The sequence below is a fragment of the Brucella sp. HL-2 genome (assembly GCF_025846885.2).
Classification (GTDB): Bacteria; Pseudomonadota; Alphaproteobacteria; order Rhizobiales; family Rhizobiaceae; genus Brucella; species Brucella quorumnocens.
Genome location: NZ_JAOYTK010000001.1, coordinates 98224 through 123959, shown reverse-complemented (window position 1 = coordinate 123959; position 25736 = coordinate 98224). Strand labels below are relative to the sequence as shown.

The following is a 25736-nucleotide window of genomic DNA, read 5'->3' as shown; positions in this document are numbered from 1 at the left end:
AGTGACGGCTTTGGGAGGACAGCCGGATATTGTCATCATCGGATCAGGTATCGGCGGCGCAACAATGGCCGTCGGTCTTGCCGCATCAGGTGCGGACATTCTGATTTTGGAGGCTGGTGAGCGGCTTGCTGACAGGCCGGAAAACCGCGACCCACGCGCCATTTTCCAGCGTGGTTTCTTTCGCCCGAAAGAATTCTGGTATGAGACGGACGGCACGCCGTTCAATCCCGGCAATTATTACAATGTCGGCGGCAATTCCAAGTTCTATGGCGCGGTGCTGGTGCGCTATCGGCGCGAGGATTTTGAGGAGCTTGCGCATCTTGAAGGCGTGTCTCCGGCATGGCCTTTTGGCTATGATGAACTTGAGCCCTGGTATTGCAAGGCGGAAGCGCTTTTTCAGGTGCGCGGCGAGCTTGGCGATGACCCGACCGAGCCGTATCATTCAAAGCCTTATTCTTATCCTGCAATCAATGATGAACATCCGATTGCCGATGTACGTGAGCGGTTGAAAAAGGCAGGGCTGCATCCGGCTTCCTTGCCACTGGGTGTTGATATCGAGCGCTGGCTGGCAAAGGCCAAAACGCCGTGGGATGCGCATCCGAACAGCAATGACGGCAAGATGGATGCGGAAACCTGTCCGTTAGCACTCGCACTCAAACATCCAAATGTCCGGCTTGAAACATCCGCGCGGGTAACGAAGCTGGAAGCCGGGCCCGACGGAAAGACCATCACGGCAGTTCATTATGTGAAGAACGGCGAGGCGCTGGTCCTGCGTCCCAAACTGGTCATTCTATCTGCCGGTGCCGTGCAATCGGCGGCACTTCTGCTGCGTTCAGGACTGGCGAACGGTTCGGATCAGGTCGGTCGCAATTTCATGAACCACAATGCCAGTACGGTGATCGGGTTTGATCCGCGCTATCGCAATGACAGCGTTTACCAAAAAACGTTTGGCTTCAATGATTATTATCTCTCGGATGGGGCTGGCGGGCCGCCCCTTGGCAATGTGCAATTGCTGGGGCGGGTTTCAGGCGCGATCCTGAAATCCAATATACGCCAGGTGCCGGAATGGTTTTTAAACCGCATTGCCGGACATACAATCGATTTCTACGCGATGAGTGAGGACCTGCCATCGCCAGAAAGCCGCGTGAGCGTGGATGGTGATCGCATCATTCTGCATTGGGTGCGTACCAATTGGAAAGCGCATCTGATGCTGGTTGATAAGCTCAAATCCGCGCTCAGGCAGGCGGGCTTTCCAATTGTGCTGTCGCGGGCATTCGACCGGCGAACACCATCGCATCAATGCGGCACGGTACGTATCGGCAATAATCCAGAAACAGCGCCACTTGATCCTTATTGCCGTGCTTATGATCACCCCAATCTCTATGTGGTCGATGCTTCGTTTCTGCCGACCTCGGCTGCGGTTAATCCGGCGCTAACCATTGCGGCGCAGGCTCTGCGCGTATCCGACCACATTCAAAGCGAGGTGCTGGCATGAACCGTCAAAGACCTGTGGCACTGGTAACCGGCGGCTGTCGCGGCATCGGGCTTGGGATAGCGCGTGCGCTTGCCGCCAAGGGTTTTGATCTCGCCATTACCGATCGCGAAAGCGACGACGCTGTCATTCGTGAACTACGGGAACTTGGCGGAAAAGTGGCTTTCTTTGAAAGCGATCTTGCCGCGGTTGATACACATGAGGCGGCTGTATCAGCTGTCGTGAGCGAACTCGGTGGCATTGATTGTCTGGTCAACAATGCAGGCATGGGCTCAATTGAGCGCGGCGATTTTCTTGGGCTGAAGCCTGAAAATTTCGATACGATCATGGGCGTGAACCTGCGCGGCACGGTGTTTTTCACCCAGGCCGTGGTGAAGGCCATGCTGGCGGTGAACGAGGTACGTTTTTCTCGTAGCATTGTGACGATCAGCTCCGTTTCGTCGGTGATGACCTCGCCCGAGCGGCTTGATTACTGCATCAGCAAAGCAGGGCTGACGGCATTCACGCAAGGACTGGCATTGCGTTTGGCTGAAGCGAGGATCGGCGTGTTCGAGGTCCGTCCCGGCATCATCCGCACCGATATGACGGCGAAAGTTGCTGAGCGTTATGACGGACTGATTGAAGCCGGTCTGGTGCCGATGAAGCGCTGGGGAGAGGCGGGCGATGTCGGCGCGATTGTGGCCGGACTTGCCGGTGGCGATTTCATTTTTGCGACGGGCTCGGCGATCAATGCCGATGGCGGCCTGTCGATAGCAAAGCTTTAGGAACGGCATGATGGATTACGATTATATCATTGTCGGTGGCGGGCCGGCCGGTTGTGTTCTCGCCAATCGATTGAGCGAAGATGCAGCGATAAAGGTGCTGTTGCTGGAAGCCGGTGGAAGCGATTGGAATCCGCTGTTTCACATGCCAGCCGGGTTTGCCAAGATGACCAAGGGTGTGGCGAGCTGGGGCTGGGAAACCGTTCCGCAGAAATACCTCAAAAATCGGGTGTTGCGCTATACGCAGGCAAAAGTCATCGGCGGCGGCTCCAGCATCAATGCGCAGATTTATACGCGCGGGAATGCAGCCGATTATGATCTTTGGGCCGGCGAAGACGGCTGTACCGGCTGGGACTACCGCCATGTGCTGCCCTATTTTAAACGCGCCGAAGACAATCAGCGTTTCAACGATGATTTCCATTCCTATGGCGGGCCGCTTGGTGTTTCGATGCCATCCGCGCCACTGCCGATCTGCGACGCCTATATCCGAGCGGGCCAGGAACTCGGCATTCCGTATAATGCGGATTTCAACGGTCGCGAACAGGCAGGCGTCGGCTTTTATCAGCTCACCCAGCGCAACCGCCGGCGCTCGTCTGCATCGCTTGCTTATCTGTCCACGATCAAGGGTCGCAAGAACCTGACGATCCGCATGAATGCACCGGTGCGCAGCATCGAAATGGAGAAGACGCGCGTCAACGGCGTAACGCTGATGAGCGGGGAGATTTTGCGCGCAAGCCGCGAGGTGATTGTATCGTCCGGCGCGATTGGTTCGCCGAAACTTCTGCTTCAATCCGGCATCGGCTCCGCGGATCATCTGAAAAAGGTCGGTGTCGCGGTCAAGCATGATCTGCCGGGTGTGGGCGAGAACATGCAGGACCATCTCGACCTGTTTGTTATTGCCGAATGCACAGGCGATCACACCTATGATGGCGTGGCAAAGTTGCATCGGACGCTGGGCGCGGGCCTGCAATATATCTTTCTGCGCTCTGGTCCGGTGGCGTCCAGCCTCTTTGAAACCGGCGGCTTCTGGTATGCTGATCCGGATGCGCGCTCACCGGATATCCAGTTTCATCTGGGGCTTGGTTCGGGCATCGAGGCAGGTGTTGAGAAGCTCAAAAATGCCGGTGTAACGCTCAACTCCGCCTATCTGCATCCGCGTTCGCGTGGAACCGTGCGGCTGGCATCCAGCGATCCGGCAGCTGCACCTCTGATCGATCCTAATTACTGGAGCGATCCGCATGATCGCAAGATGTCGCTTGAAGGTCTGAAGATCGCGCGCGAAATCATGAGCCAGGATGCATTGAAACCTTACGTGATGGCCGAGCGTCTGCCGGGGCCAAAGGTCGTCAGTGACGATGATCTGTTCGATTATGCTTGCGCCAATGCCAAGACCGATCACCATCCGGTCGGCACCTGCAGGATGGGGACGGATGCGATGGCTGTTGTCGATCTTGATTTGAAAGTGCGCGGTCTTGAAGGTCTGCGGGTTTGCGACAGCTCGATCATGCCGCGCGTTCCGTCGTGCAACACCAATGCGCCGACCATCATGGTCGGCGAAAAGGGGGCGGATATTATTCGCGGCTTCGATCCGCTGCCGCCGGTCGTGTTTTCATGGGAGAAAAACGAGCAGAAGCGGCGTGCAAGGATTTAGTCAGCCTTGGTTTCATCAAATGGTTCGAAACGCAGATAGCCAGCAATGCCGGAACCTTTGTAGTTGGGATTGTCGGATGGGTGGTTCACGCCGTCATTGACGGGAATAACCTTGAAGTCGAAGGGAGAAACGCCTTCGAGGCAGGCCGCATTCACGCCGAACTGGTGCGGGCTGGAGCGGCGCTGGTGGAAGGTGTAAATCCCGCATTTCGAGCAGAAGAAGTGCTTCGCGGCACCCGTATTAAACGTGTAGAGCGTCAGCGCATCTTCGCCTTCGAGAATTTCCAGTCCATCCAGATCGGCGGAGACGGCAACTGCACCGCGCATCCGGCAATAAGAGCAGGTGCAACGGCGCGCCGTGTTAAGGCCATCGGAAAGTTTGACGCGAAAGCGCACTGTTCCGCAGTGGCAGGCACCGTTGGCTACTTTGATATCGGGGTTCATGCTGGTCTCCTCTTTCAGGAAACTGATATTTCCATTTTCACAGCTTTACCATTGCCTGAAGTTGATTAAATTGCCTTTCGAGATCCTTTGGGAGGGAATTTTATGAGTGGGTTTGCGATTGTCACCGGTGGAAGCACCGGCATTGGACGGCATCTTGTTTCTGCATTTGCGGAAGCCGGATATGCGGTTGCTTTCAGCTTCAGAGGCGATGACGAGGCTGCAAATACACTTATGGAAGAAGTCGAAGCTGCGGGCGGACAGGCGTTGGGGATCGAATGCGATGTCGGTTCTGGAGTTGAGGTCGAAGAGTTCTTCGATGAAGTCTGCAGCTGGTATGGTGATGCACCGGACGTACTCGTCAACAATGCCGGTATCCAGACTTGGGCGCCGTTGCTGGAGCTTTCCGAGGAAGGCTGGGACGATGTGATCCGCACCAATATGAAAGGCTGCTTTCTGAACACGAAAGCCGCTGCCAAGAGGATGGTTGACGTCGGTAAAGGCGGAGCAATTATCAATATCGGTTCGGGCTGTAACAAGCTCGCATTCCCGAAGCTCGTTTCCTACACGGCGTCCAAGGGCGGGATTGAGCAGTTTACCAAAGTGTCTGCCGTGGAACTTGGGCCGCATGGTATTCGCGTCAATTGCGTGGCTCCCGGTGCGATTTACAATGAGCGTACCGCCCAGGAACAGCCTGACTATGCAGCAACATGGGGCCGGATCACGCCACTGCGACGGGTTGGAACCGTGGAAGACCTTTCCGGTCCGGTACTGTTTCTGGCGTCTGATGCTGCGCTTTTTGTTTCGGGCCAGACTATCTGGGTCGATGGCGGCCTGTTTTCACAAGCCAACTGGCCTTATGGGGCGTGAGGAAAATTAGATCGGTTCCCACTTTTCGGAATGCGCTTTATCGTCCGCGCATTTGTGCGCCCGCGTCTTTCGAGAAGCGAAGGTTCCAGAAGGTGGCCGTCAGCGATATGCCGGTCACAATAAAGAAAGCCATAGAGAAATCCGATGTCAGCGGTACGTCGCGCTCATGCCAGGCCATGGACGTGTGAAGCGCGAGGGCGCCGATACAAACGCCGAAAGAAAGCATGAGTTGCTGGAAGGTTGAATAGAAGCTGTTGGCCGAGCTCATCTGCTTTTCATCAACCTTGTCATAGGCAACCGTATTATAGGCTGTGAACTGAAACGACATCGAAAAGCCGGACATGAACAGCACGGCAAAGATCAGCCAATGCGGCCATTCAGGGCTGAACAAACCGCAGATTGCGTAACTGCATGACGAGAATATGCCGTTTACAACCAGTGACGAGCGGAAGCCGAACCGGCGAATGATTTTAGGCGCAAAGGCTTTCATGGCCATGGAACCAAGCGCGGTCGCCAAAACCATATTGCCTGCGGATACAGCCGAAATGCCGAAGGCTACCTGCAGCATCAAAGGCAACAGGAATGGGTGCGCGCCTTGTGTGATGCGGGTGATCGAACCAGCGACCATCGAGGTGCCGAAGCTTTCAATCCGCATCAGTGAAAAATCGAGAAGCGGAGCTGGGTGGCGGTGCGAATGGATGACGGTCGCAATCGCAAACACAATGCCAACCACAAAGAACTTGGCCGCCAAAGCGCTGGTGGTACTGGCACTTTCAAGTCCGAAAAGCAGCGCACCAAGCGCTATGCCCGACAGGATCAAACCGATAAAGTCAAAAGGTTCTTTGGTGTCGCTTTTATATTCTCCGATATAGAGCGAGACGAAAATCATGCCCAGAATGCCAATCGGCACATTGATGTAAAAGATCCAGCGCCAGTCGAGCCAGGTCACGAATAGGCCCCCAATGGGCGGTCCGAGGATCGGACCCATAAGCGCAGGCACCAGCATCCACGACATTGCTGAGATGAGGTCCTTGCGCTCGACAGAACGGATCAGCACCAGACGTCCGACTGGCAGCATCATGGCGCCGCCAGCGCCTTGCAACAGGCGGGCAAAGACCAGAAAGGGAAGGTTCGGCGCCTGTGCGCAGAGGATAGAGCCAGCGATGAAAATACCTATCGCGAAGCGGAACACGGTTCGGGTTCCGAAGCGATCAGCGATCTTTCCGCTTGCCGGAATGAAAATGGCGAGGCTCAGAAGATATGATGTGAGCGCGACACTCATCGAGGGTGCGGCGACATCGAAATCTTTGGCCATGGTCGGCAAAGCAGTTGCCAGGATCGTAGCATCGAGTTGTTCCATCAGCATAGCACTCGCGACGATGAGGGCGATGATCCGGAAATTGCTTTTCGCTTCCAGTGACGCGCTTTGTTCACTGGTCGACGTTTCAGTTTCCTGGATGATAGTCATGGCTGCTTCAGCTTTGCGAACGCGCCGACCTGTCTTTCAAAACGGCCAGCCTATAGGGTTGATCATCTGTGACGATCTTTGGGGAATCAATTTTCGGTCCGGGGAATGTGTCAGGAACGGTTGCAAACTCACTCAGAGGATACGCGCCCAGTGGTTGGCCAAACCGTCGGAGAGATGAGAAAGCTCGCCACAAGACCGCGAGCGGGGTATAGCACAAATGGCTGGAAATCACAGGACTTCAAGATAATTTGAGCGAGATGGGATCGGCCGTTGCCGAGGGGTGAATGGTGATCCCGACTGGATTCGAACCAGTGGCCTCAAGATTAGGAATCTTGCGCTCTATCCTACTGAGCTACGGGACCAGTCATCAAAAATGCCAGGATATACCGGAGCATTTTCCGACACATACTGTTTTTCATGGCTTTCGCCAACCCCGCAAAAAGCGGGGCAAGTGCATTTCTTTGCATATCGAAAAGCGTCAGGCAGCGAGAGCGGTTTCAATCACCGATACGAAATAGCTCACGCCATAGGGAATGGCTTCGTCGTTAAAATCATAGGCAGGGTGATGCAGGCCCGGTGTGTCGCCATTGCCAAGGAAGATATATGCGCCGGGACGCGCTTCCAGCATGTAGGAGAAGTCTTCCGCAGCCATCATTGGAGCCACATCAGTTTTCACCTTGCCTTCGCCTGCCACATTCTTTGCAACGCGGGCAGCAAAGTCGGTCTGGTCGTCATGATTATACGTGACTGGATAGTTGTTCTTGTAGCGCACGGTGATTTCCGCGCCGCTAACGGTTGCGATGCCCGCTGCCGCCTCGCGGATGCGACGTTCGGCATAGGCGCGCGTTTCCTTGCTCAGTGTACGCACGGTGCCTGAGAGTTTCGCCGTTTCCGGGATGACGTTATAAGCCTCGCCCGCATGAAACTTGGTGATGGAAATGACGAGTGAATCCAGTGGATCGATATTGCGTGCGACAATGCCCTGAATGGCAACATGCAGCTGCGAACCGGCTAGGATTGGATCAATCGTGCGGTGAGGCTGTGCGGCATGACCGCCGCGTCCCTTGATAAGCAGGTCGAACTCGTCGGTTGCGGCCATGATCGGGCCCTTGCACATGGCGAACTGGCCGACCGCAAGGCTCGGCAAATTGTGAACGCCATAGACTTCCGCAATGCCAAAGCGGTCCATCACGCCATCCTGAACCATGGCGAGCGCGCCTGCGCCGCCTTCTTCCGCTGGTTGGAAAAGCAACACGGCTGAACCGCGGAAATTACGGGTTTCAGCTAAGTATTGTGCAGCACCAAGCAGCATGGATGTGTGGCCATCATGACCGCAGGAGTGCGCTTTGCCAGGATTCTTCGAGGCCCATTCGACACCGCTGGTCTCGGTGATCGGCAGGGCATCCATATCGGCGCGCAGGCCGATGGCCGGACCATCGCCATGGCGTCCCTTGATGACCGCAACGACGCCTGAGCGCCCAACCCCGGTTTCAACAAGATCGCAACCGAATGATTTCAACTTTTCTTCGACAAAGCGTGCCGTTTCATGAACATCATAAAGAAGTTCGGGATTCTGATGCAGATGACGACGCCATGTGGCGATCTCCGCTTGAGTTTCGACGGCACGATTGAGCACTGGCATTTCGGAAATATCCTGCAGATTCTCTTTATTCAGAAGAAACGAGAATATGACGTTTCGGTGAAAGCGGGCAATCCCTATTTGCCTTTTCCTTGCCACATGGCATAGATAAGAGCAGTACAAATTCTCCTTTTTGACTGGTGTATTCGCGAGCCGTTACGGCTTTTCCAGGTCGATACAACAGGAAGCGGAACCGATAACCCGCAGGAATTGCGGCTCTTGTTGATTGGAACTACGAAATGATTTCGAAGTCGTTGAAAATCTGGTTTGCAACTGCGGCGATTTCTAGCCTGGCCTTAGCTGGTGCTTTATCTCCTGCTTTGGCAAATCCATCGATTGCGGTGGATGTTGCAAGTGGCAAGGTCTACTCCGCGCAGGATCCTTTCCAGCGCTGGTATCCGGCTTCGCTGACCAAGATGATGACGGCTTATGTCACCTTCCGCGCGATTGAAGCAGGGCAGCTGACGCTGGAATCTCCTGTGCGCATGACGGTCAACGCCTCGAAAGAGCCACCGAGCAAGATGGGTTATCGTCCCGGCTCGGTGATGACGCTCGATACTGCGCTCAAGATCATGCTGGTGAAATCTGCCAATGACGTGGCCGTTGCGGTCGCGGAAGCTGTTGGCGGTACGGAATCTGCTTTTGTGCAGCGCATGAATGCGGAAGCACAGCGCATCGGCATGAGTGGTTCGCATTTTGCCAATCCAAACGGTCTGCATGATCCGAACAATTATTCGACAGCGCACGACCTTGCCGTGCTTGGCGTGCAGTTGCGCCGCGAATTCCCGCAATATGCGCATTATTTCGGAACTGAGGCCATTGATACGGGCGACGGCAAGAAGCCACAGGCCAATTACAACATTCTGCTCGGTCGCTTTGATGGTGCCGATGGCATGAAGACCGGCTTTGTCTGTGCTTCAGGCTTCAATCTGGCCAGCTCCGCAACCCGCCAGGGACGCACCATTCTGGCTGTTGTGCTGGGCGCGGACCGTCAGGAAGTGCGCGCGATACAGGCGGCGCAATTGATGACCGATGCTTTCAGGAGCAACGGCGCCGGAGTGCCAACGCTTGGGAGCATGGTGCCGCCAGCAAGCAGCGCCGCCTATCAGGCGGTGGATATGCGTAAGACAATCTGCAGCCAGCAAGCCATGGCTGATCGCTGGGATGGCCGTGATGTCGAAGGGCGTCTCCAGATCAATTCGCCTTATATCCATGCACTGACCCGTGAGCCGGTGCCGGTTCAGGTTGGACTTGTTTCCGCGCCGCCTGCAAAGGTCACCAAAGTCGGACAGCTCGATATTTCGCAGATCCCTGTGCCGATGCCACGCCCTCAGCGTGCTGCGGCAGGTGCCAATACAGCCACGATTAACTAAGAACAGAGCCATGCCGCATCCAATTCCTGTTTCTGTGCTGACCGGCTTTCTTGGCTCGGGCAAGACAACGCTGCTTAATCGTCTGCTGAAAGATCCGGCACTCACCGATACCGCAGTCATCATCAATGAATTTGGTGAGGTGAGCATCGACCACCTGCTGGTTGAAGAAGCCAGTGAAGGGGTTATCGAGCTTGCAGACGGCTGTCTGTGCTGCACGGTACGTGGCGAACTGGTGGACACACTGGCCGATCTGATCGACCGTATGCAGACGGGAAAGATCAAGGCGTTGAAGCGGATTATCATTGAGACGACCGGCCTTGCCGATCCGGCTCCGGTGCTGCATTCGATCATGGGCCATCCGGTTCTGATGCAGGCTTTGCGCCTTGATGGTGTGCTTGCGACTGTTGATGCGGTCAATGGCATGGCAACGCTCGACAATCACGAGGAAGCGGTCAAACAGGCGGCAATGGCTGACCGCATCATCATTACAAAAGCGGATATGTCGGAAGCGAAGCAGGGCTTAAACGCTCTGAAAGCAAGGCTGAAGCTGCTTAATCCGGCTGCGGATATACTGGAAGCTTCTGACACGCGCACGGGTTATGCAGCGCTGTTTGAATGTGGCCTGTATAATCCCGAAACCAAGACGGCTGACGTGCAACGCTGGCTGAAGGCAGAAGCCTACGAGGATGATCACGATCATCATCATGCTCATCACCACGACCATGAGTGTGGACCCGATTGTGATCATAGTCACGGGCATAGTCACGATCATGACCACCATCATGGGCACCACCACCATCATGATGACGCAATCCGCTCCTTCTCGCTGCGGCACAAGGAGCCAATCCCGTTTTCGACATTCGAGATGTTTCTCGATCTGTTGCGGTCGACCCATGGCGAGAAGCTATTGCGTGTGAAGGGGATTGTGCAGATTGCCGAAGACCCTGATCGTCCACTGGTCATCCATGGAGTGCAGAAAATCTTCCATCCGCCAGCACGTTTGCCAAAATGGCCCAAGGATGAGCATGAAACGCTTCTCGTGCTGATCGTGAAGGATTTGCCGGAAACCTACGTGCGCGAGCTTTTCGATGCGTTTCTGGGCAAGGCGGGGATTGATCGTCCCGACCGCGCAGCGATGATGGACAATCCGCTGGCTATTCCGGGCTATTCCACGCGTTAAACTTATCTCTTCTGAATAAGAAAGCGATGCAGTTTTTCGTCACGCTCTTGCGAAAGCAGGGCGTGACCTTCCTGTGTGCAGAAATGTGGAAGATCAATACCAGACAGCGGATCAGTCGCTTCCACCCAGAGAAGCGCGCCGCTCGGCATATCTTGAAGGCGATTGCGCGTCTTTAAAACAGGAAGAGGGCACTTAAGCCCTCTCAGATCATAGACGGGAACGTCTTTATCCATCTGCTATTAATTACCGCCCAGTTTCCACCACGCCTTTTTCTTTTCGGGCGCAGGTGCCGCGACATTATCCACAACAGTATCTGCCACTGTGCTTGCAGTGGTCATCGGCGAAACAGCCGCAGGGTTTTCCTGCGGAACAGGAACGGCTGCGGCCTGAGCAGTGGCAGCGGGTGCTGCTTGAGCAGCGACTGCTGGCGTTGCCGCAATAGCAGTCGCTGGCTGTGCCGAGATAGGCGTTGCCGCAGGCTGGATATCCGGTGCATTTGGCGTTTCAGCGGATGCTGGCGAAAGCGATGGCGGTTCGCGTGTTACCTTTTCACCGCGTGCACGCGCCGCACTCCAGGCGGAAACGAGCTTTGCTTCAGTAATGCCCTGAATGGATGGTGCTGGCTTCTTCTGTGCCGCACTGAAAGCGGACTGGAATGTCTTTTCATAAGACGACGTGTAGGCCATGGATTCCGAGCCGGCCGAAGGCGGGCAGGCATCTGTTGCCGATAGCGGCTGACCTTCAGGTGTAGGCACGTTGAAGACGTAACGCTTCTCGCAGACGTCAACCTTCGGCGGCACCTTGGTGGTTTCAAAGGCGTCGTAGCCCTGCTTGAGCATCTTCCAGAAGCCGTAATTCGGATCGCTCTTGTAACGCGCCATGTTGGCTGCGGTCATACGGAACGGAAAGGCCTGAATCTGGAAATCACGCTGACCGCCCTTGAAGGCATCGCGACCAAACGCATAAATCTCGCTGACGCTGTCATCAGTCATCGAATAACAACCCGATGACGAGCAGGCGCCATGCACCATCAAATTCTGGCCGGTGCGGTTATGGGCACGGTCATAGGCATTCGGGAAGCCCATGTTGAAGGCAAGATGATATTGCGAATTCGGGTTCATCTGGGCGGGACGAACATTATAGAAGCCCTCTGGTGCCTGACGATCACCCTCTACGAATTTCGGCCCAAGCTTGCCAGACCATTTGCAGATTTCATAAGAAGCAATCTGGTCGTATTTGCCGTTGTTCTTCTGCTTCCAGACTTCGAGGACGCCTTCTTCCTTGAAAATACGAACCATCACCGGCGAAGTGCGCGTCATGCCCTTCGTTTTCATCTTGGCGACGATTTTTTCGGAAAGAGGTTTTTCAGCGCGTAAGCTGAGATCGGAAACGGACGAGCCTTGACAGCCCGCAAGCAGAGCGGATGCCAAGAGTGTTCCAAGAAGTGCGGTTCTGATCTTCATATCGCATCGAGCCTGTCAGAGCATTTCCAGCAAAAGTGCGAAGCGATTTTGCATCGGATAATGCGTAAAAACAAATAGGTAGAGCAACGAGTACTCAGCTTTAATCAGAGCCTGCCCGAAGCCGCGTCTTCTGACGCATTTGAGCAAACCTGACTTTTCGGTGCCCGGATATTAACAACTAAACCTTTCAGTATCGTTGATAAACCGTTGCTCAATTACCTAAAAAACACCGTGTCCGCAATATGGCGGAAATGACGGCATGATGCAAATCCGGCGCACACAGTGGTCTAATTCTGACATTTGCTTGTCAGTGATACGGGCGCTGAGCAAATGTCGGAATTATCAAGATCACTCAAATGCTTAAGTTTCTAGTGGAGTTTTCGAATTTGACGTTTGAAACAGCATTTATGTCAGTCGGGATTCAAACGCCAAATTCACTCCACTAGAGCGCCGTGCGCCTTCTTGGGCGCACAAATGTCGCTCTAACGCTTTATATTTACAGCTTAATTTTACCTTAAACTGATGCAAGTCTAAGGAATTATGCTGTAGTGGCGCGCCGGAGCCAAAAACCAGTTTTATAGTAAATTAAAGGTTACGACCGATATCGAGGAACTTCTGGCGGCGTTCCTGCTTCAGCGTCTCGCCATCAACATCCTTCATCGAACGCAGTGAGGCGGTAATAATGTCGCCTGCAGCTTCAATCGTGGATTCCTTGCCGCGATGTGCGCCGCCGAGCGGTTCCGGGATGATGCCATCGATGACTTTGAGATCGAACAGATCCTGCGCAGTGATGCGCATGTTGGAGGCGGCGTCCTTCGCACGAGTGGAATCGTGCCACAGGATCGAAGCTGCACCTTCTGGCGAAATCACCGAATAGATCGAATGTTCGAGCATGTAGACGCGGTTTGCGACAGCAATCGCGATCGCGCCGCCTGAACCACCTTCACCGATGATGATGGAGATGACAGGCACGCGCAGCTTGAGGCATTCTGCGGTGGAGCGCGCAATGGCTTCTGCCTGGCCGCGTTCTTCTGCACTTACGCCTGGATAAGCGCCTGCTGTATCAACGAAAGTAATCAACGGCAGCTGGAAACGGTCAGCCATTTCCATGATGCGGACGGCTTTGCGGTAGCCTTCAGGACGGGCCGAGCCGAAATTGTGCTTGAGGCGCGTCTTGGTGTCCGAGCCTTTTTCCTGACCGAGAATGGCAACAGGCTGACCATTGAAGCGGGCAAAGCCGCCCTGAATGGCTTCGTCGTTAGCAAACTGGCGGTCGCCGGCAAGCGGCGTGAACTCAGTGAACAGCCGGTTGATATATTCAAGGCAATGCGGACGATCCGGATGGCGGGCGATCTGTGCCTTCTGCCATGGCGTCAGCTTGCGATAGATATCTTTGAGCGCATCGGCCGATCGTTTCTCGAGACGGCTGATCTCGTCACTCATCTCGACGCTGCCCTGTTCCTGTGCGAGCTTTTTCAGCTCTAGGATCTGGCCTTCGAGGTCTGCGACGGGTTTTTCAAAATCGAGATAGTTATACATCGGGCCTGACTATTGTGCGTTTCCAGAGATGTTGGCCATAGAACAAGCCCAATAGAGGCTGTTTTACGACGCCTTACATATTTACTTCGCGCGCATCTTGCAAATTTTTCTGAAATTCTCTTACCCGCCGCGCGCTTAATCGGCAAGCGGATGATGTTCACTTACCAGCTTATGCAGTCTTTCTTCCAGAACATGTGTGTAGATCTGGGTCGTTGAAATGTCCGCATGACCAAGTAATTGCTGCACTGTCCTGAGGTCTGCGCCATTCTGTAAAAGGTGGCTGGCAAAGGCGTGACGCAGCACATGCGGCGAGATGGATGCGCTCGAAAGCCCGGCGCGGGCAGCAAGACTTTTGAGTTCACGACCGAAAACCTGTCGCGCCAGATGGCCGCTTTCAGAGAAAGCCGGAAACAGCCACGGGTTATCGTCGTAGCCCGGCAGGGAATCGCGCAATGAAAGAAAGACCTGCAAAGCTTCGCGCGCTTTTTGCGACAGGGGCACCATGCGATCCTTGGACCCTTTGCCGCGCACAATCAGAAAGCGATGGTCGGTGCGGGCGACACTGACGGGCAGGCCAACAAGCTCCGAAACACGTAATCCTGTGGCGTAAAGCGTTTCAAGCAGCGCGTGAAGGCGAAGCGCTTTGATACGGTCTGCTGGCTCAAGCGCCTCTTTTGCCTCAAGGTCGGCGCGATCAAGGAGCCGACCGACATTTTCAACGCTCATGATTTTCGGCAGCGGCTTCTGTTTTTTGGGTGCATCGATAACGCCGGTCGGATCGTCCTGCCTGTAGCCTTCTGAATAGAGAAAGCGAAAGAATTGTCTGATTGTTGAAAGGCGGCGCGCCTGCGATGTCGCAGCAAAGCCTTCATTGGCCATGCCATCAAGCACATGGCGTATATCGTCGGTTTTCGCCTCAGTCATATTGATGCCGCGTGCGGTCATGACGTCGGCTGCAGATTCCAGATCGCGGCGATAGGATTCAAGCGTGTTGTGCGCGGCCCCGCGTTCGGCGCTCATCATTTCGAGAAAATTCTCAATCGCCAAAGATGCCCGCATGTCTACTCCTGCTTGTCCGCCGCGTCGGGCCCATCGGTCTGGCCGTCTGTGACGGTTTCTGACGGCATCGTTGCCGGTGCCGACGCCGGAGGTGGGGCAACGACTGTTTGCTTCAGTTTTGACGCCGGGATTTCGACGGTGATCTCATGCGTGACGGGCTTCACGAAATTGGCGAGCGAGAACATTGCGCCGTAGACAATGGCAGCGATCACAGCAAGCAGGACAAGAATGCGCGTCAGCGTGGGCATGGTGCGTTTATGCTGTGCTATTGAGACGAAAGCAAGGACAGCCAAAGCGCGTGCATAAAAAGCCCTATTTGGTGCCGTTCAGGCGATGAAAGCGATTGACGCCGCGCGGTTTTTCATGTGGAACCGGAGGAAATGGATGAGGTTTATGAGCAGTACAACAAAACAGACAAATCTTAACGAGAAGGCGGACACTGTCCGTCAGCTTCTTGGTGCGAAAGTGGTTGTTCTTGTTGGGCTGATGGGCGCAGGCAAGTCGACAGTCGGTCGCAAGGTAGCAACAATGCTCGGCCTGCCTTTCCGCGATGCCGATAACGAGATTGAATCTGCCGCCCGCATGACGGTACCGGAACTGTTTGAAGCTTATGGCGAAGCTGAGTTTCGTGATCTGGAGCGCAGGGTTATCCTGCGGCTTATTGAGGATGGTCCGATGGTGCTCGCAACCGGTGGCGGCGCTTACATGAATGCTGAAACTCGTGAGGCAATTGCCGCAAATGGTGTTTCTGTCTGGTTGAATGCGGAACTGGATGTGTTGATGGACCGCGTGTCTCGCCGCCAGAACCGTCCGCTTCTCAGGAATGATGATCCGCGCGGTGTGATGCGGCGGCTGATGAATGAGCGCTATCCGGTTTACGCGCTCGCCGATCTGCATGTGATGACGCGTGATGACAAGAAAGAAGTGATCGCCGGAGAACTGATCGACGTTCTGGCCGAGTATCTGGATAAGAAATAAGTTTAGACTGCTTTGGAGTGGATTATGACTGCTGCCGATACTGTTACGGTTCCCGTCTCGCTGGGCGACCGATCCTATGAGATCCTGATCGGCAAAGGTCTTATTGCCCGTGCAGGTGAAGAAGTTGCAAAGCGACTTCCAGGCATTCGTGTGGCAATTGTCACCGACGAGAATGTTGCAAAGGCACATCTTGAAGCACTGACCGACAGTTTTGCGCGCGCTGGCATTCAATCCACGCCCGTTATCGTGACACCCGGTGAAAAATCGAAATCTTTCTCGACACTCAAAACCGTAACAAATGCCGTACTTGCTGCAAGGCTTGAGCGTGGCGACGCAGTCGTGGCTTTTGGCGGTGGGGTCGTTGGCGATCTTTCCGGCTTTGTCGCAGGCATTGTGCGTCGAGGCATGAATTTCGTGCAGATGCCAACCTCGCTTCTAGCACAAGTGGATTCGTCGGTTGGCGGCAAGACAGGCATCAACACGCAATATGGCAAGAACCTTGTTGGTGTTTTCTATCAGCCGCAGCTGGTTCTGGCCGATACCGAAGTGCTCGATACGCTGAGCCCGCGCGAATTTCGTGCAGGCTATGCGGAAGTGGCAAAATACGGCCTCATTGACCGGCCGGATTTCTTCGCCTGGCTTGAGAAAAACTGCCAGGACATTTTTGCGGGCGGTACGGCACGCACAGAGGCGATTGCCGAATCCTGCCGCTCAAAGGCCGCAGTCGTGGCACGTGATGAACGCGAAACCGGCGACCGCGCACTGCTTAATCTCGGTCACACATTCGGACATGCGCTTGAGACGGCGACAGGCTACGATTCAAGCCGTCTGGTGCATGGTGAAGGCGTTGCCATCGGCATGGCTTTGGCGCATCGCTTCTCGGTCAAGATGAACCTTTGTGGTATTGAAGATGCGGAACGTGTGGAAGCGCATCTGAAGGCCGTCGGTCTCCCGATTTCGCTCAATGATGTGCCGGGCGGTTTGCCGGATGCTGAAAAGCTGATGGATTACATTGCGCAGGATAAGAAAGTAGCGCGCGGCGCGCTCACCTTCATTCTGACGCGCGGTATTGGCCAATCCTTCATAGCCAAGGATGTGCCACCTGCGGCTGTGCTTGAATTCCTGAAGGAACGCCTCTCCGTCTGAATCTGAAAGGATTACGAGAATGGGTTTCGAGCTATGGGTTATGTGCGGCATCATCCTGCTCTGCATCGTTTTTTCGGCGTTTTTTTCCGGTGCTGAAACGGCGCTGACGGCGGCTTCCCGCGCCCGCATGCTCACCTATGAACATAATGGCGATCAGCGCGCCTCGGTCGTACAGCATTTGATCGGCAAGCGGGACCGACTGATCGGTGTGCTTCTCATCGGCAACAACCTTGCCAATATTCTTGCATCCTCAATCGCGGCCAGCATTTTTCTCACCCTGTTCGGCGATGCAGGTGTTGCCTATTCGACATTGGCAATGACGGTCATTCTGGTCATCTTTGCCGAAGTGCTGCCCAAGTCATGGGCCATTTCCAGTCCTGACCGGTTTTCTTTGAATGTTGCACGTCCGGTTTCAGCGGTGGTGACGGTGCTGGGTCCGGTTTCGGGGCTGGTAAACTGGATTGTTCGGGTGATCCTGCGACTGTTTGGGATTAATCTGGCAGCTGGCCGTTCGATGCTTTCGGCGCAGGAAGAATTGCGTGGCGCTGTTGAAGTGCTGCATCGCGATAAGTCGCTGATCAAGGAAGACCGCGATCAGCTGGGCGGTTTGCTTGATCTCAAAGAGCTGGAGGTCAGCGATGTCATGGTGCATCGCACCTCAATGGGCACCATCAATGCCGATGCTCCAGCGGAGCAGGTGGTGCGCGAAATTCTGGCAAGCCCGCACACGCGGATGCCAGTCTGGCGCGATGAGATCGATAATATTATCGGCATCATCCACACCAAGGATCTGCTGCGTACGCTTTATGACGTCGAAAATGATTTTAAGCGTATCGACATTATGAAGGTGGCACGCAAGCCATGGTTTGTGCCCGATACCACGACACTTCAGGATCAGCTCGACGCATTCCTCCGTCGCAAGGCGCATATTGCCATCGTCGTTGATGAATATGGTGATGTGCAGGGGCTGGTGACGCTTGAGGACATTCTCGAAGAGATTGTCGGCGATATTTCCGATGAACACGATCTCGACATGCAAGGCGTCAGACTGCAGCCGGATGGTTCGGTTCTGGTCGATGGTTCGCTGCCGATCCGTGATCTTAATCGTGCGCTGGGCTGGAACCTTCCCGATGAGGAAGCAACCACCATTGCCGGCCTTGTGATCCACGAAACCCAGACGATACCCGAAGTGAAGCAGGCCTTCACATTCCATGGAAAGCGCTTTTCCGTGCTGAAGAAGGAAAAGAACCGCCTGACACGTCTGCGCATTGTGCCGCTCGATGCCGACGGCAAACCCATATCAGGTGTTATCGCCGCGAAGGTTTCAAACTGATGGGGGTTCCAGCGAACAAGCAGGAACTCCTTACAGCGATCGAAACGAACTATGCCCGGCTGGCAATTGATCTTGCGCGTTTGTCGCCAGAGCAAGCCATGGAAAACACCATGGAAGGGCATGCGAAAGGCACGATGATGAGCGTACACAATCTCGTTTCCTATCTGGTCGGATGGAACGAGCTGGTTCTGAAATGGTGCCAGTTGCGCGATGAGAGGAAGCCGGTCGATTTTCCGGCAACGGGTTTCAAATGGAACGAACTCGGCAATCTGGCATCCAAATTCTACCACGATTACCAGAGCTTACCATTCGCAGAACTCCTGTCGCGCTTCGAAGCCGCGAAAGACGCGCTGGTTGAACTGATTGAGGCACGCAGCGATGCGCAGCTTTATGGAGTGGCTTGGTACGAAAAATATACGCTTGGGCGCATGATCCAGTTCAACACGTCTTCGCCTTACGCCAATGCGCGTGGTCGTCTGCGCAAATGGCTTAAAGCTCACGCGTAAGCAGATCAGCGCCGGGTTGGCTCGCCGGGAGCGGAAGGCTCGAGCGCCAGTGCATGAACGCCGCTGTTGAGCTCTTCTTTCAGAATATCGTTGATAGCACGATGGCGGGCAATGCGACTCAGTCCTTCGAACTTGCCCGATACAATGCGTACACGAAAATGTGTCTCGCCGGTGCCATCGTAAACTTCATGATGGCCACTATCTTCATGGTGATGACCGGCATGGAGGTGGCTTTCATTTATGATTTCAAGCTGTTCCGGCGCGAAAGCGGCCGTAAGCTTCGCTTCCATTGAAGATTGTTTGCTATTGTGAATGGACATTCGAGCCAGTTCTCCCCATATAGGTGCTGTGCTTCATATAGACGTCGCCTCGGCGACATTGGTGGGGCAAATCCGCACAGGAAATGCAGTCTGCATCAAAATTTCGCCCTGAAGAATGGCCAAAACCAGTCAGGACGAAATGTCAATTCTTGTTTAGTTCCTCTTAATTCGCATAATCCGATTCGATGACAACGAACTCAAAATTTTTCGACAGCATCCGCATCCGTCCCAAGAAGGAAGCGGAAAAGAAGTCCAGCGGTCCCTGCTGCCAGTGGGATGGTTGCGATAAGCCGGGCACACATCGTGCGCCGGTCGGGCGCATGCGCGAGGGCGAGTATCTTCATTTCTGTATCGACCACGTCCGGGAATATAATAAGACTTTCAATTATTTCTCGGGTTTGTCGGACAAAGATATCTCCAAATTCCAGAAGGACGCGATCACAGGAAATCGTCCGACCTGGTCGACCGCGTCCAATTCCACAGCCACAAAACACACTTCGCCCGATATGGCGCAGAAGCGTTCGGGTTCGGCTGCCTATCACAACCGTCTGCGTGATCCGTTCAATTTCGTGAAAGACGCAAAAGCAGCGCCTGCGGGTAAAACCGCGCTTCGCAAGCCACGAACCTTGGAAGTAAAAGCGCTCGCCACGCTCGGTCTTGAACCAAATTCAACTAGCGATAAGATCAAGGCGCGCTATAAAGAACTCGTGAAGCAACATCATCCCGATGCGAATGGTGGCGACCGCGGGTCCGAAGAAAGATTTCGCGACGTCATTCAGGCTTATCAATTGCTCAAGCAGGCAGGTTTTTGCTAAAGCCTGTTTGGGCTTTATGAGCCGGGTATCGGAGTGGTTGAGGCATGTCGCGAAAACGGGAACTGGTTTCCCCATGCGCCATGTTTTAATGCTCTAATACCAATATCCGATGAGTGGGACTCATGGGATATTGGTTAAGCCCGTGTGGCGATTGAACATTTTCAAGGCGTGATGCGTCAGCATCTCAGCGCCTTGGTATAACGGACATTCATCTGCCGCGCATTTGCGCGGACGCAAGTACGGATGCCCGCAACTGAACAGAAGGGGCGTCATCTGGCTCGCCGGAACCTGGCTCCCTGATCGAATTTGAATGTCGCGGTGGGACAATCCTGCCGCCCTGGAGGCATGATGAACAAGGTTGAGCGGGATATAGCCAATTTGCCGGATACGACGGTTTCGGTACGTGAGGTGTTTGGAATTGATTCCGACATGCGCGTGCCAGCCTATGCGGCAGGCGATTCCTATGTGCCGGAAACGGATCCGGATTATATTTTCGACCGTCAGACGACGCTCGCCATTCTCGCAGGTTTTGCTTTTAACCGCCGCGTGATGGTTTCAGGCTATCACGGTACCGGTAAGTCGACGCATATCGAGCAGGTCGCAGCGCGCCTCAATTGGCCTTGCGTTCGCGTCAACCTCGACAGCCATGTCAGCCGTATCGATCTCGTCGGTAAGGATGCAATCGTCGTCAAGGACGGCATGCAGATTACCGAATTCAAGGACGGCATTCTGCCTTGGGCCTATCAGCACAATGTTGCGCTGGTCTTCGACGAATATGATGCGGGCCGCCCGGACGTGATGTTCGTGATCCAGCGTGTTCTGGAATCGTCGGGTCGCCTGACGCTTCTCGATCAGAGCCGCGTGATCCGTCCGCATCCGGCATTCCGCCTGTTTGCGACCGCCAACACGGTTGGTCTCGGCGACACCACGGGCCTTTACCACGGCACACAGCAGATCAATCAGGCGCAGATGGACCGTTGGTCAATCGTAACCACGCTCAATTATCTGCCGCATGACAACGAAGTGAACATCATTCTCGCCAAGGCCAAGCATTATCAGAATGCAGAAGGCCGTGAGATCGTGAACAAGATGGTCCGCGTTGCCGATATGACCCGTCAGGCGTTCATCAATGGCGATCTTTCGACCGTGATGAGCCCGCGTACGGTTATTACATGGTCCGAAAATGCCGCGATCTTCAACGATGTCGGCTTTGCATTCCGCCTGACCTTCCTCAACAAGTGCGATGAACTAGAACGCCAGACTGTGGCCGAGTTCTATCAGCGTGCCTTTGGTGAGGAACTTCCAGAATCTGCTGCCAATATCGTTTTGGCATAAGACTGGATGATGCCTGCCGCCCATTTCGGGCGGCAGCGCAATAAAGTCATGACAGTAAGTCAGGGCAGTGAAGTCAGGATAGGCAGATGTCGGGCCAGAAGTCAGCAATAGGCGATAATTCGCGTGAGCGTAAAAACGGGCCGGTAGATTCCGAACCGTTCAAGCGGGCAATGACGGCGACCATGCGCGCGATTTCCGGCGAGAACGAGCTGGAAGTCGCCTTCAGCAATGATCGCCCTGCGCTGACTGCTAATCGTGCCCGCCTGCCTGACCTGCCAAAGCGCCCAACTGCTCATGATGTTGCGGTTACGCGTGGCCTCGGCGATTCCATGGCGCTGCGTCAGGCACGCCACAATGCCCGTATCCATGCAAGCTTAGCACCAGAAGGCAAGCAGGCACGTGCGATCTACGATGCGGTCGAACAGGCTCGCGTTGAAGCCATCGGTGCCCGTGCCATGGCCGGTGTTGCAGACAATCTTGCCACCATGCTTGCGGATAAATATACCCGCGCCAATTTCGCTTCTGTCACAGATAAGGAAGACGCGCCGCTTGAAGAAGCGGTATCGCTGCTCTTGCGTGAAAAGCTGACCGGACGCGCGGCACCTGCTGAAGCGGGGCCTGTACTTGATCTCTGGCGCGAATGGATTGAGCAGAAAGCTGGTCCTGAACTGGCACGTCTTGGCGAAAATCTGGAAGATCAGCAAGCTTTTGCGCGCACGGTGCGCGATATGCTGGCCTCCATGGATATGGCCGAAGAGCTTTCTCAAGAAGAGCAGAGCGACGAACAGGATCAGGACAACGAACAGACGCCAGACTCCGATGAAAACGAGGACGGTGGCGAAGAAAGCCAGGAAGGTTCTGATTCAGCCGAAAGCGATGAATCAGACAGTTCCAGTGAAGAGGGCGAGCAGGGCGAAATGGACGCCGCTGATGCTGCCTCCGACGATATGGATGACAGCGAAGATGTCGACGCGGAAACGCCGGGCGATACACGCCGTCAGAACCAGCCTTTTGCCAATTTTTCCGAGCATGTCGATTACAATGTCTTCACGCGCGAATTCGATGAAGAGGTCGAAGCGACCGATCTTTGCGATGAGGCCGAGCTTGATCGTCTGCGCGGGTTTCTCGATAAACAGCTTTCCAATCTTCAGGGCGTGGTCGGAAGACTTGCCAACCGGTTGCAGCGCCGCCTGATGGCGCAGCAGAACCGTTCGTGGGATTTCGATCTGGAAGAGGGCTATCTCGATTCGGCTCGTCTGGTGCGTATTGTCATCGATCCGACGCAGCCACTTTCCTATAAGCAGGAACGCGATACGGATTTCCGCGATACGGTTGTAACGCTGGTGATTGATAATTCCGGTTCGATGCGTGGTCGCCCGATCACCGTTGCTGCAACTTGCGCCGACATTCTGGCTCGCACGCTGGAACGTTGCGGTGTGAAGGTCGAGATTCTCGGCTTTACCACCAAAGCCTGGAAGGGCGGCCAATCGCGTGAGGCATGGCTTGGTCGTGGCAAGCCTTCCAATCCCGGTCGTCTCAATGATCTGCGCCACATCATCTACAAGAGTGCCGACGCGCCATGGCGGCGTGCACGGCGCAATCTCGGCCTGATGATGCGCGAAGGGCTGCTCAAGGAGAATATCGACGGTGAAGCGCTGATCTGGGCGCATCATCGCTTGTTGGCGCGCCCCGAACAGCGCAAGATCCTGATGATGATTTCAGATGGCGCGCCGGTAGATGATTCGACGCTGTCGGTTAATCCGGGCAATTATCTGGAACGTCACTTGCGCGCAGTGATCGAAGAGATCGAAAATCGCTCGCCGGTGGAGCTGATCGCCATTGGTATCGGCCATGATGTCACGCGCTATTATCAGCGCGCTGTTACCATTGTGGATGCAGAAGAGCTGGCGGGTGCAATGACCGAACAGCTTGCTTCGTTGTTCGAGGAACAGGGTGCAGAGGCGTCTGGCAGAGGACGCCGCCGCGCAGGCAGGCGATAGAATAAAGGGGCCTTTTCGGCCCCTTTTTTAGGCTTGCTGGCGGGTTGCGGCCAGTACGATCTCACGAATGCATACGCCTTGCGGCTGATCATAGGCATAGACAATCGCCCGCGCCACATCATCTGCCGATAAGACTGGCGCGCCCATATCCTTTTTCCACGCCTCATAGCCTGCCTTGATGCCCGCATCATTGGTATGGCTGAGAAGTTCGGTTTCAACGGCACCCGGCGCAATCGTCACCACACGTACATCATGTGCAGACAGTTCTTCGCGCAGGTTTTCCGACAGGCCATGAACCGCGAATTTCGTGGCCGTATAGGCGACGTGGTTCGCGAATGTCTTGCGGCCGGCGACTGAACTGATGTTGATGATCGTGCCATGCTTGCGGGCAGCCATGCCGCTCGAGACGGCATGAATGCCATTCAGCAAGCCTTTGACATTGACCTCAAGCATACGATCCCATTCTTCGGGATTTTGTTTGGTTACGTCGCCCAAAAGCATCACGCCAGCATTGTTGACGATGACATCAGCAGGGCCGAATTTTTCTTCAGCTTCCTGGACTGCCGCAAGCAGAGCTTGACGATCAGTCACATCAACGGATTTGCAAAGCGTGTTCGGCAGCTTGAGCTTTTCCATCGCGTCCAGGCGCCGGGCAAGCAGCAGCAACGGTTGGCCGCGATCTGAAAACATTCGGGCTGTGGCAAGGCCGATTCCAGAGCTTGCCCCGGTAATAATGACAAGCGGAATCTTTTCTTTATTTTCTGACATCTAATTAACCTTTATCTAAATATAAAATATCAACAACAAGCATAAAATCCGCATTTGAAATAAATCAATGCGGATTATGCTCACTGTGAACAATATAGAAATCTAAACCAATAAAGAAAGTCGGCAGATTAATTCTGCCGGTTTATCGAAGCGCCGTATATAGAGGCCGAAGCACCTCAATGAAATCGATTTTTATTCAGATAAACCGATCGTGATGGGTGAAATCAACGCTTGTTCGTGTTCATCCGGTCGGGCGCATAAAGGGTTGGTGCGAAAATGGCCAGAATGGCTCCATAGGGCACCAGCATCAGCGTTCCCATGACAACTTTCACGAAGAAGTCGCCCGTTGCCAGCGAAGCCCACAGCGGCATTCCAAGACCGAGGAAGGCGGCAGGTTCGGCGAGAGATGAATCGGGCATGCCGGTGATCGCATCAATCCACGCGAAGCTTGCAGCAAAGGCAATGGAGAAGAACAGAATCGTATCGACGACCGATCCGAACATGGCGGCTGCAAATGGCGCTTTCCACCATGTCTGGCGACGCAGACGGTTGAAGACCGTGATGTCCATCAATTGTGCGACCAGAAATGCAGAGCCGGAGGCGATGGCGATACGCGGCGTTGCCAGCCAGATCGACATCAGTACGCCGAGCACAAAACCGGCATAGACAACCTTGCGCGCAGCCGAAGGGCCAAAGCGGCGGTTCGTCAGATCGTTGACGAGAAATGCCACCGGATAGGTGAAGGCACCATAGGTGAGCAGTTCACCAAGGCCAAAATGCTGAAAAGGATATTGGACAAGGATGTTGGAGGCCGCAACTGCCGCACACATCGCTATCACGGCCGGCCAGAGCCGGGCAAAAGAAGGACCTGTAATAGGCATTTTTTTATCCTGGGTGATGGAACCAGCAAAAAAGGCTGACGCGAGTCAGCCTTTTTTGTCAAACTTTAAAAAGCTGATTGCTTATGCAGCAACTTCAGCCTGCTTCTTCGCGATCTGACGCTTCAGCAGGCGGGCGCGCTGCGAGAGTTCCTTGTCGTCAGACTTGACGAGGAAAGCGTCGAGGCCACCGCGATGCTCAACCGAACGCAGAGCAGAAGCGGAAACGCGGAGACGGTAGCTCTGGCCGAGTACTTCGGACATAAGCGTAACGTTGCAGAGGTTTGGCAGGAAGCGGCGACGCGTTCTGTTGTTTGCGTGGCTCACATTGTTGCCGTACTGGACCGAGGTGCCGGTCAATTCACAAGCGCGGGACATTTTGGTCTCACCTTCAAATTTTTTGTTTCTCAGGCCCCGACCCGAATGTCCGAATTCAAAGCAATCATAGCAGTTTGCTGCTGCTGGCGCGCGATCTCGGACAGGCGGCCTATTGGGAAAGTCGCGTTTCTATAGTGACAGTAGCGAAAACAGTCAAGACAGATTCCGCTGTGAACCTCTAAAGGCGCGCATTTACAGCGTTTTGCATCCTCTGGTGGTCTGCCCGATCATAACTTCGCCGGTTTTTCCTGTTCGACAGAGAATGTAAAACGAGAATCTGGGGCCATTTATAGTCGGAAGCTTAAAGACAAACTAGAGCATGGGCCAGATAAACAGAATCGTTT

General features: G+C 54.6%; 25 protein-coding genes and 1 tRNA gene. 13 read left to right on the top strand and 13 right to left on the bottom strand.

Annotated features, from left to right (window positions below):
• Nucleotides 1-10: 10 nt before the first annotated feature.
• The 3 genes from OIV19_RS00615 to OIV19_RS00605 are packed head-to-tail and all read left to right on the top strand — an operon-like array spanning nucleotide 11 to nucleotide 3904.
• The gene (locus tag OIV19_RS00615) at nucleotides 11-1495 is read left to right on the top strand and encodes a GMC family oxidoreductase (RefSeq protein ID WP_264230646.1); all 1485 of its coding nucleotides are present in this window, start codon (nucleotides 11-13) and stop codon (nucleotides 1493-1495) included.
• Nucleotides 1492-2256 (top strand): 3-ketoacyl-ACP reductase, encoded by a 765-nt coding sequence (locus OIV19_RS00610; RefSeq protein WP_264230401.1) that lies wholly within the window; start codon nucleotides 1492-1494, stop codon nucleotides 2254-2256. Before OIV19_RS00615 ends, OIV19_RS00610 begins: the two co-directional genes overlap by 4 nt.
• Before the next feature lie 10 nt (nucleotides 2257-2266).
• Nucleotides 2267-3904, top strand: coding sequence for a GMC family oxidoreductase N-terminal domain-containing protein (locus OIV19_RS00605; protein WP_264230645.1), 1638 nt, complete (start codon nucleotides 2267-2269; stop codon nucleotides 3902-3904).
• On the opposite strand, the gene OIV19_RS00600 is transcribed toward OIV19_RS00605, so the two are convergent.
• On the bottom strand, nucleotides 3901-4347 hold the full coding sequence (locus tag OIV19_RS00600) for a GFA family protein (RefSeq protein WP_095447660.1): 447 nt from the start codon (nucleotides 4345-4347) through the stop codon (nucleotides 3901-3903). The genes OIV19_RS00605 and OIV19_RS00600 overlap by 4 nt on opposite strands.
• Nucleotides 4348-4449: 102 nt before the next feature.
• On the opposite strand from OIV19_RS00600, the gene OIV19_RS00595 reads away from it, so the two are divergent.
• Complete coding sequence (locus tag OIV19_RS00595) at nucleotides 4450-5214, top strand: SDR family NAD(P)-dependent oxidoreductase (RefSeq protein WP_095447659.1); 765 nt, start codon at nucleotides 4450-4452, stop codon at nucleotides 5212-5214.
• A 37-nt stretch (nucleotides 5215-5251) separates the two neighbouring features.
• Here the strand turns inward: OIV19_RS00595 and OIV19_RS00590 are convergent, their stop codons facing one another.
• The 3 genes from OIV19_RS00590 to OIV19_RS00580 form a co-directional block, all read right to left on the bottom strand.
• A complete protein-coding gene (locus OIV19_RS00590) occupies nucleotides 5252-6682 on the bottom strand; it encodes a DHA2 family efflux MFS transporter permease subunit (protein ID WP_264230400.1) in 1431 nt (476 codons plus the stop codon).
• Between the two features lie 285 nt (nucleotides 6683-6967).
• Nucleotides 6968-7044, bottom strand: a tRNA-Arg gene (locus OIV19_RS00585).
• Nucleotides 7045-7160: 116 nt separating this feature from the next.
• Nucleotides 7161-8324 carry a M20 aminoacylase family protein gene (locus OIV19_RS00580; RefSeq protein ID WP_264230399.1) on the bottom strand — a complete coding sequence of 388 codons (1164 nt, stop codon included), beginning with the start codon at nucleotides 8322-8324 and terminating at the stop codon, nucleotides 7161-7163.
• Nucleotides 8325-8560: 236 nt separating this feature from the next.
• Between OIV19_RS00580 and OIV19_RS00575 the strand changes: the two genes are divergently transcribed.
• Together OIV19_RS00575 and OIV19_RS00570 are read left to right on the top strand one after the other, a co-directional pair.
• Entirely contained in the window at nucleotides 8561-9694 is a 1134-nt protein-coding gene (locus OIV19_RS00575) for a D-alanyl-D-alanine carboxypeptidase family protein (protein ID WP_095447656.1), read from the top strand.
• Nucleotides 9695-9704: 10 nt separating this feature from the next.
• Nucleotides 9705-10874, top strand: coding sequence for a CobW family GTP-binding protein (locus tag OIV19_RS00570; protein WP_264230398.1), 1170 nt, complete (start codon nucleotides 9705-9707; stop codon nucleotides 10872-10874).
• Between the two features lie 2 nt (nucleotides 10875-10876).
• On the opposite strand, the gene OIV19_RS00565 is transcribed toward OIV19_RS00570, so the two are convergent.
• The 5 genes from OIV19_RS00565 to OIV19_RS00545 all read right to left on the bottom strand — a co-directional run bounded on the left by OIV19_RS00565 (nucleotide 10877) and on the right by OIV19_RS00545 (nucleotide 15183).
• Complete coding sequence (locus OIV19_RS00565) at nucleotides 10877-11107, bottom strand: sulfurtransferase TusA family protein (protein WP_404901769.1); 231 nt, start codon at nucleotides 11105-11107, stop codon at nucleotides 10877-10879.
• Nucleotides 11108-11113: 6 nt separating this feature from the next.
• Nucleotides 11114-12337 carry a hypothetical protein gene (locus OIV19_RS00560; protein WP_264230397.1) on the bottom strand — a complete coding sequence of 408 codons (1224 nt, stop codon included), beginning with the start codon at nucleotides 12335-12337 and terminating at the stop codon, nucleotides 11114-11116.
• A 585-nt stretch (nucleotides 12338-12922) separates the two neighbouring features.
• Entirely contained in the window at nucleotides 12923-13876 is a 954-nt protein-coding gene (locus OIV19_RS00555; RefSeq protein ID WP_095447652.1) for an acetyl-CoA carboxylase carboxyltransferase subunit alpha, read from the bottom strand.
• A gap of 135 nt (nucleotides 13877-14011) precedes the next feature.
• Nucleotides 14012-14935: a site-specific tyrosine recombinase XerD gene (xerD, locus tag OIV19_RS00550; RefSeq protein ID WP_095447651.1), complete on the bottom strand. Its 924-nt coding sequence runs from the start codon at nucleotides 14933-14935 to the stop codon at nucleotides 14012-14014.
• A 2-nt stretch (nucleotides 14936-14937) separates the two neighbouring features.
• Nucleotides 14938-15183, bottom strand: a complete 246-nt coding sequence (locus OIV19_RS00545) for a hypothetical protein (protein WP_095447650.1) — start codon at nucleotides 15181-15183, stop codon at nucleotides 14938-14940.
• Between the two features lie 145 nt (nucleotides 15184-15328).
• Here OIV19_RS00545 and OIV19_RS00540 point away from each other — a divergent pair, with 145 nt between their 5' ends.
• From OIV19_RS00540 to OIV19_RS00525, 4 genes are read left to right on the top strand one after another with little or no spacing between them, the layout of a single operon-like run.
• The gene (locus tag OIV19_RS00540) at nucleotides 15329-15913 is read left to right on the top strand and encodes a shikimate kinase (protein ID WP_264230396.1); all 585 of its coding nucleotides are present in this window, start codon (nucleotides 15329-15331) and stop codon (nucleotides 15911-15913) included.
• 24 nt (nucleotides 15914-15937) lie between these two features.
• Nucleotides 15938-17059 carry a 3-dehydroquinate synthase gene (gene aroB / locus OIV19_RS00535; protein ID WP_264230395.1) on the top strand — a complete coding sequence of 374 codons (1122 nt, stop codon included), beginning with the start codon at nucleotides 15938-15940 and terminating at the stop codon, nucleotides 17057-17059.
• A gap of 19 nt (nucleotides 17060-17078) precedes the next feature.
• Complete coding sequence (locus OIV19_RS00530; RefSeq protein ID WP_095447647.1) at nucleotides 17079-18392, top strand: HlyC/CorC family transporter; 1314 nt, start codon at nucleotides 17079-17081, stop codon at nucleotides 18390-18392.
• Nucleotides 18392-18898, top strand: coding sequence for a ClbS/DfsB family four-helix bundle protein (locus OIV19_RS00525; RefSeq protein WP_264230394.1), 507 nt, complete (start codon nucleotides 18392-18394; stop codon nucleotides 18896-18898). The genes OIV19_RS00530 and OIV19_RS00525 overlap by 1 nt, the downstream gene beginning before the upstream one ends.
• 5 nt (nucleotides 18899-18903) lie before the next feature.
• Here OIV19_RS00525 and OIV19_RS00520 read toward each other — a convergent pair whose 3' ends face one another.
• On the bottom strand, nucleotides 18904-19218 hold the full coding sequence (locus OIV19_RS00520) for a BolA family protein (RefSeq protein ID WP_095447645.1): 315 nt from the start codon (nucleotides 19216-19218) through the stop codon (nucleotides 18904-18906).
• 185 nt (nucleotides 19219-19403) lie between these two features.
• On the opposite strand from OIV19_RS00520, the gene OIV19_RS00515 reads away from it, so the two are divergent.
• The 3 genes from OIV19_RS00515 to cobT all read left to right on the top strand — a co-directional run bounded on the left by OIV19_RS00515 (nucleotide 19404) and on the right by cobT (nucleotide 23368).
• On the top strand, nucleotides 19404-20033 hold the full coding sequence (locus OIV19_RS00515) for a J domain-containing protein (RefSeq protein ID WP_095447644.1): 630 nt from the start codon (nucleotides 19404-19406) through the stop codon (nucleotides 20031-20033).
• 348 nt (nucleotides 20034-20381) lie between these two features.
• On the top strand, nucleotides 20382-21368 hold the full coding sequence (gene cobS, locus OIV19_RS00510) for a cobaltochelatase subunit CobS (protein WP_095447643.1): 987 nt from the start codon (nucleotides 20382-20384) through the stop codon (nucleotides 21366-21368).
• 86 nt (nucleotides 21369-21454) lie between these two features.
• Nucleotides 21455-23368 carry a cobaltochelatase subunit CobT gene (gene cobT / locus OIV19_RS00505; RefSeq protein WP_264230393.1) on the top strand — a complete coding sequence of 638 codons (1914 nt, stop codon included), beginning with the start codon at nucleotides 21455-21457 and terminating at the stop codon, nucleotides 23366-23368.
• A gap of 27 nt (nucleotides 23369-23395) precedes the next feature.
• Here cobT and OIV19_RS00500 read toward each other — a convergent pair whose 3' ends face one another.
• From OIV19_RS00500 to rpmB, 3 genes are all read right to left on the bottom strand, one after another.
• Entirely contained in the window at nucleotides 23396-24136 is a 741-nt protein-coding gene (locus OIV19_RS00500; RefSeq protein WP_264230392.1) for an SDR family oxidoreductase, read from the bottom strand.
• A gap of 224 nt (nucleotides 24137-24360) precedes the next feature.
• Nucleotides 24361-25017: a queuosine precursor transporter gene (locus OIV19_RS00495; RefSeq protein WP_095447640.1), complete on the bottom strand. Its 657-nt coding sequence runs from the start codon at nucleotides 25015-25017 to the stop codon at nucleotides 24361-24363.
• Between the two features lie 81 nt (nucleotides 25018-25098).
• Nucleotides 25099-25392, bottom strand: coding sequence for a 50S ribosomal protein L28 (gene rpmB / locus OIV19_RS00490; RefSeq protein WP_024898504.1), 294 nt, complete (start codon nucleotides 25390-25392; stop codon nucleotides 25099-25101).
• Between the last annotated feature and the right edge of the window lie 344 nt (nucleotides 25393-25736).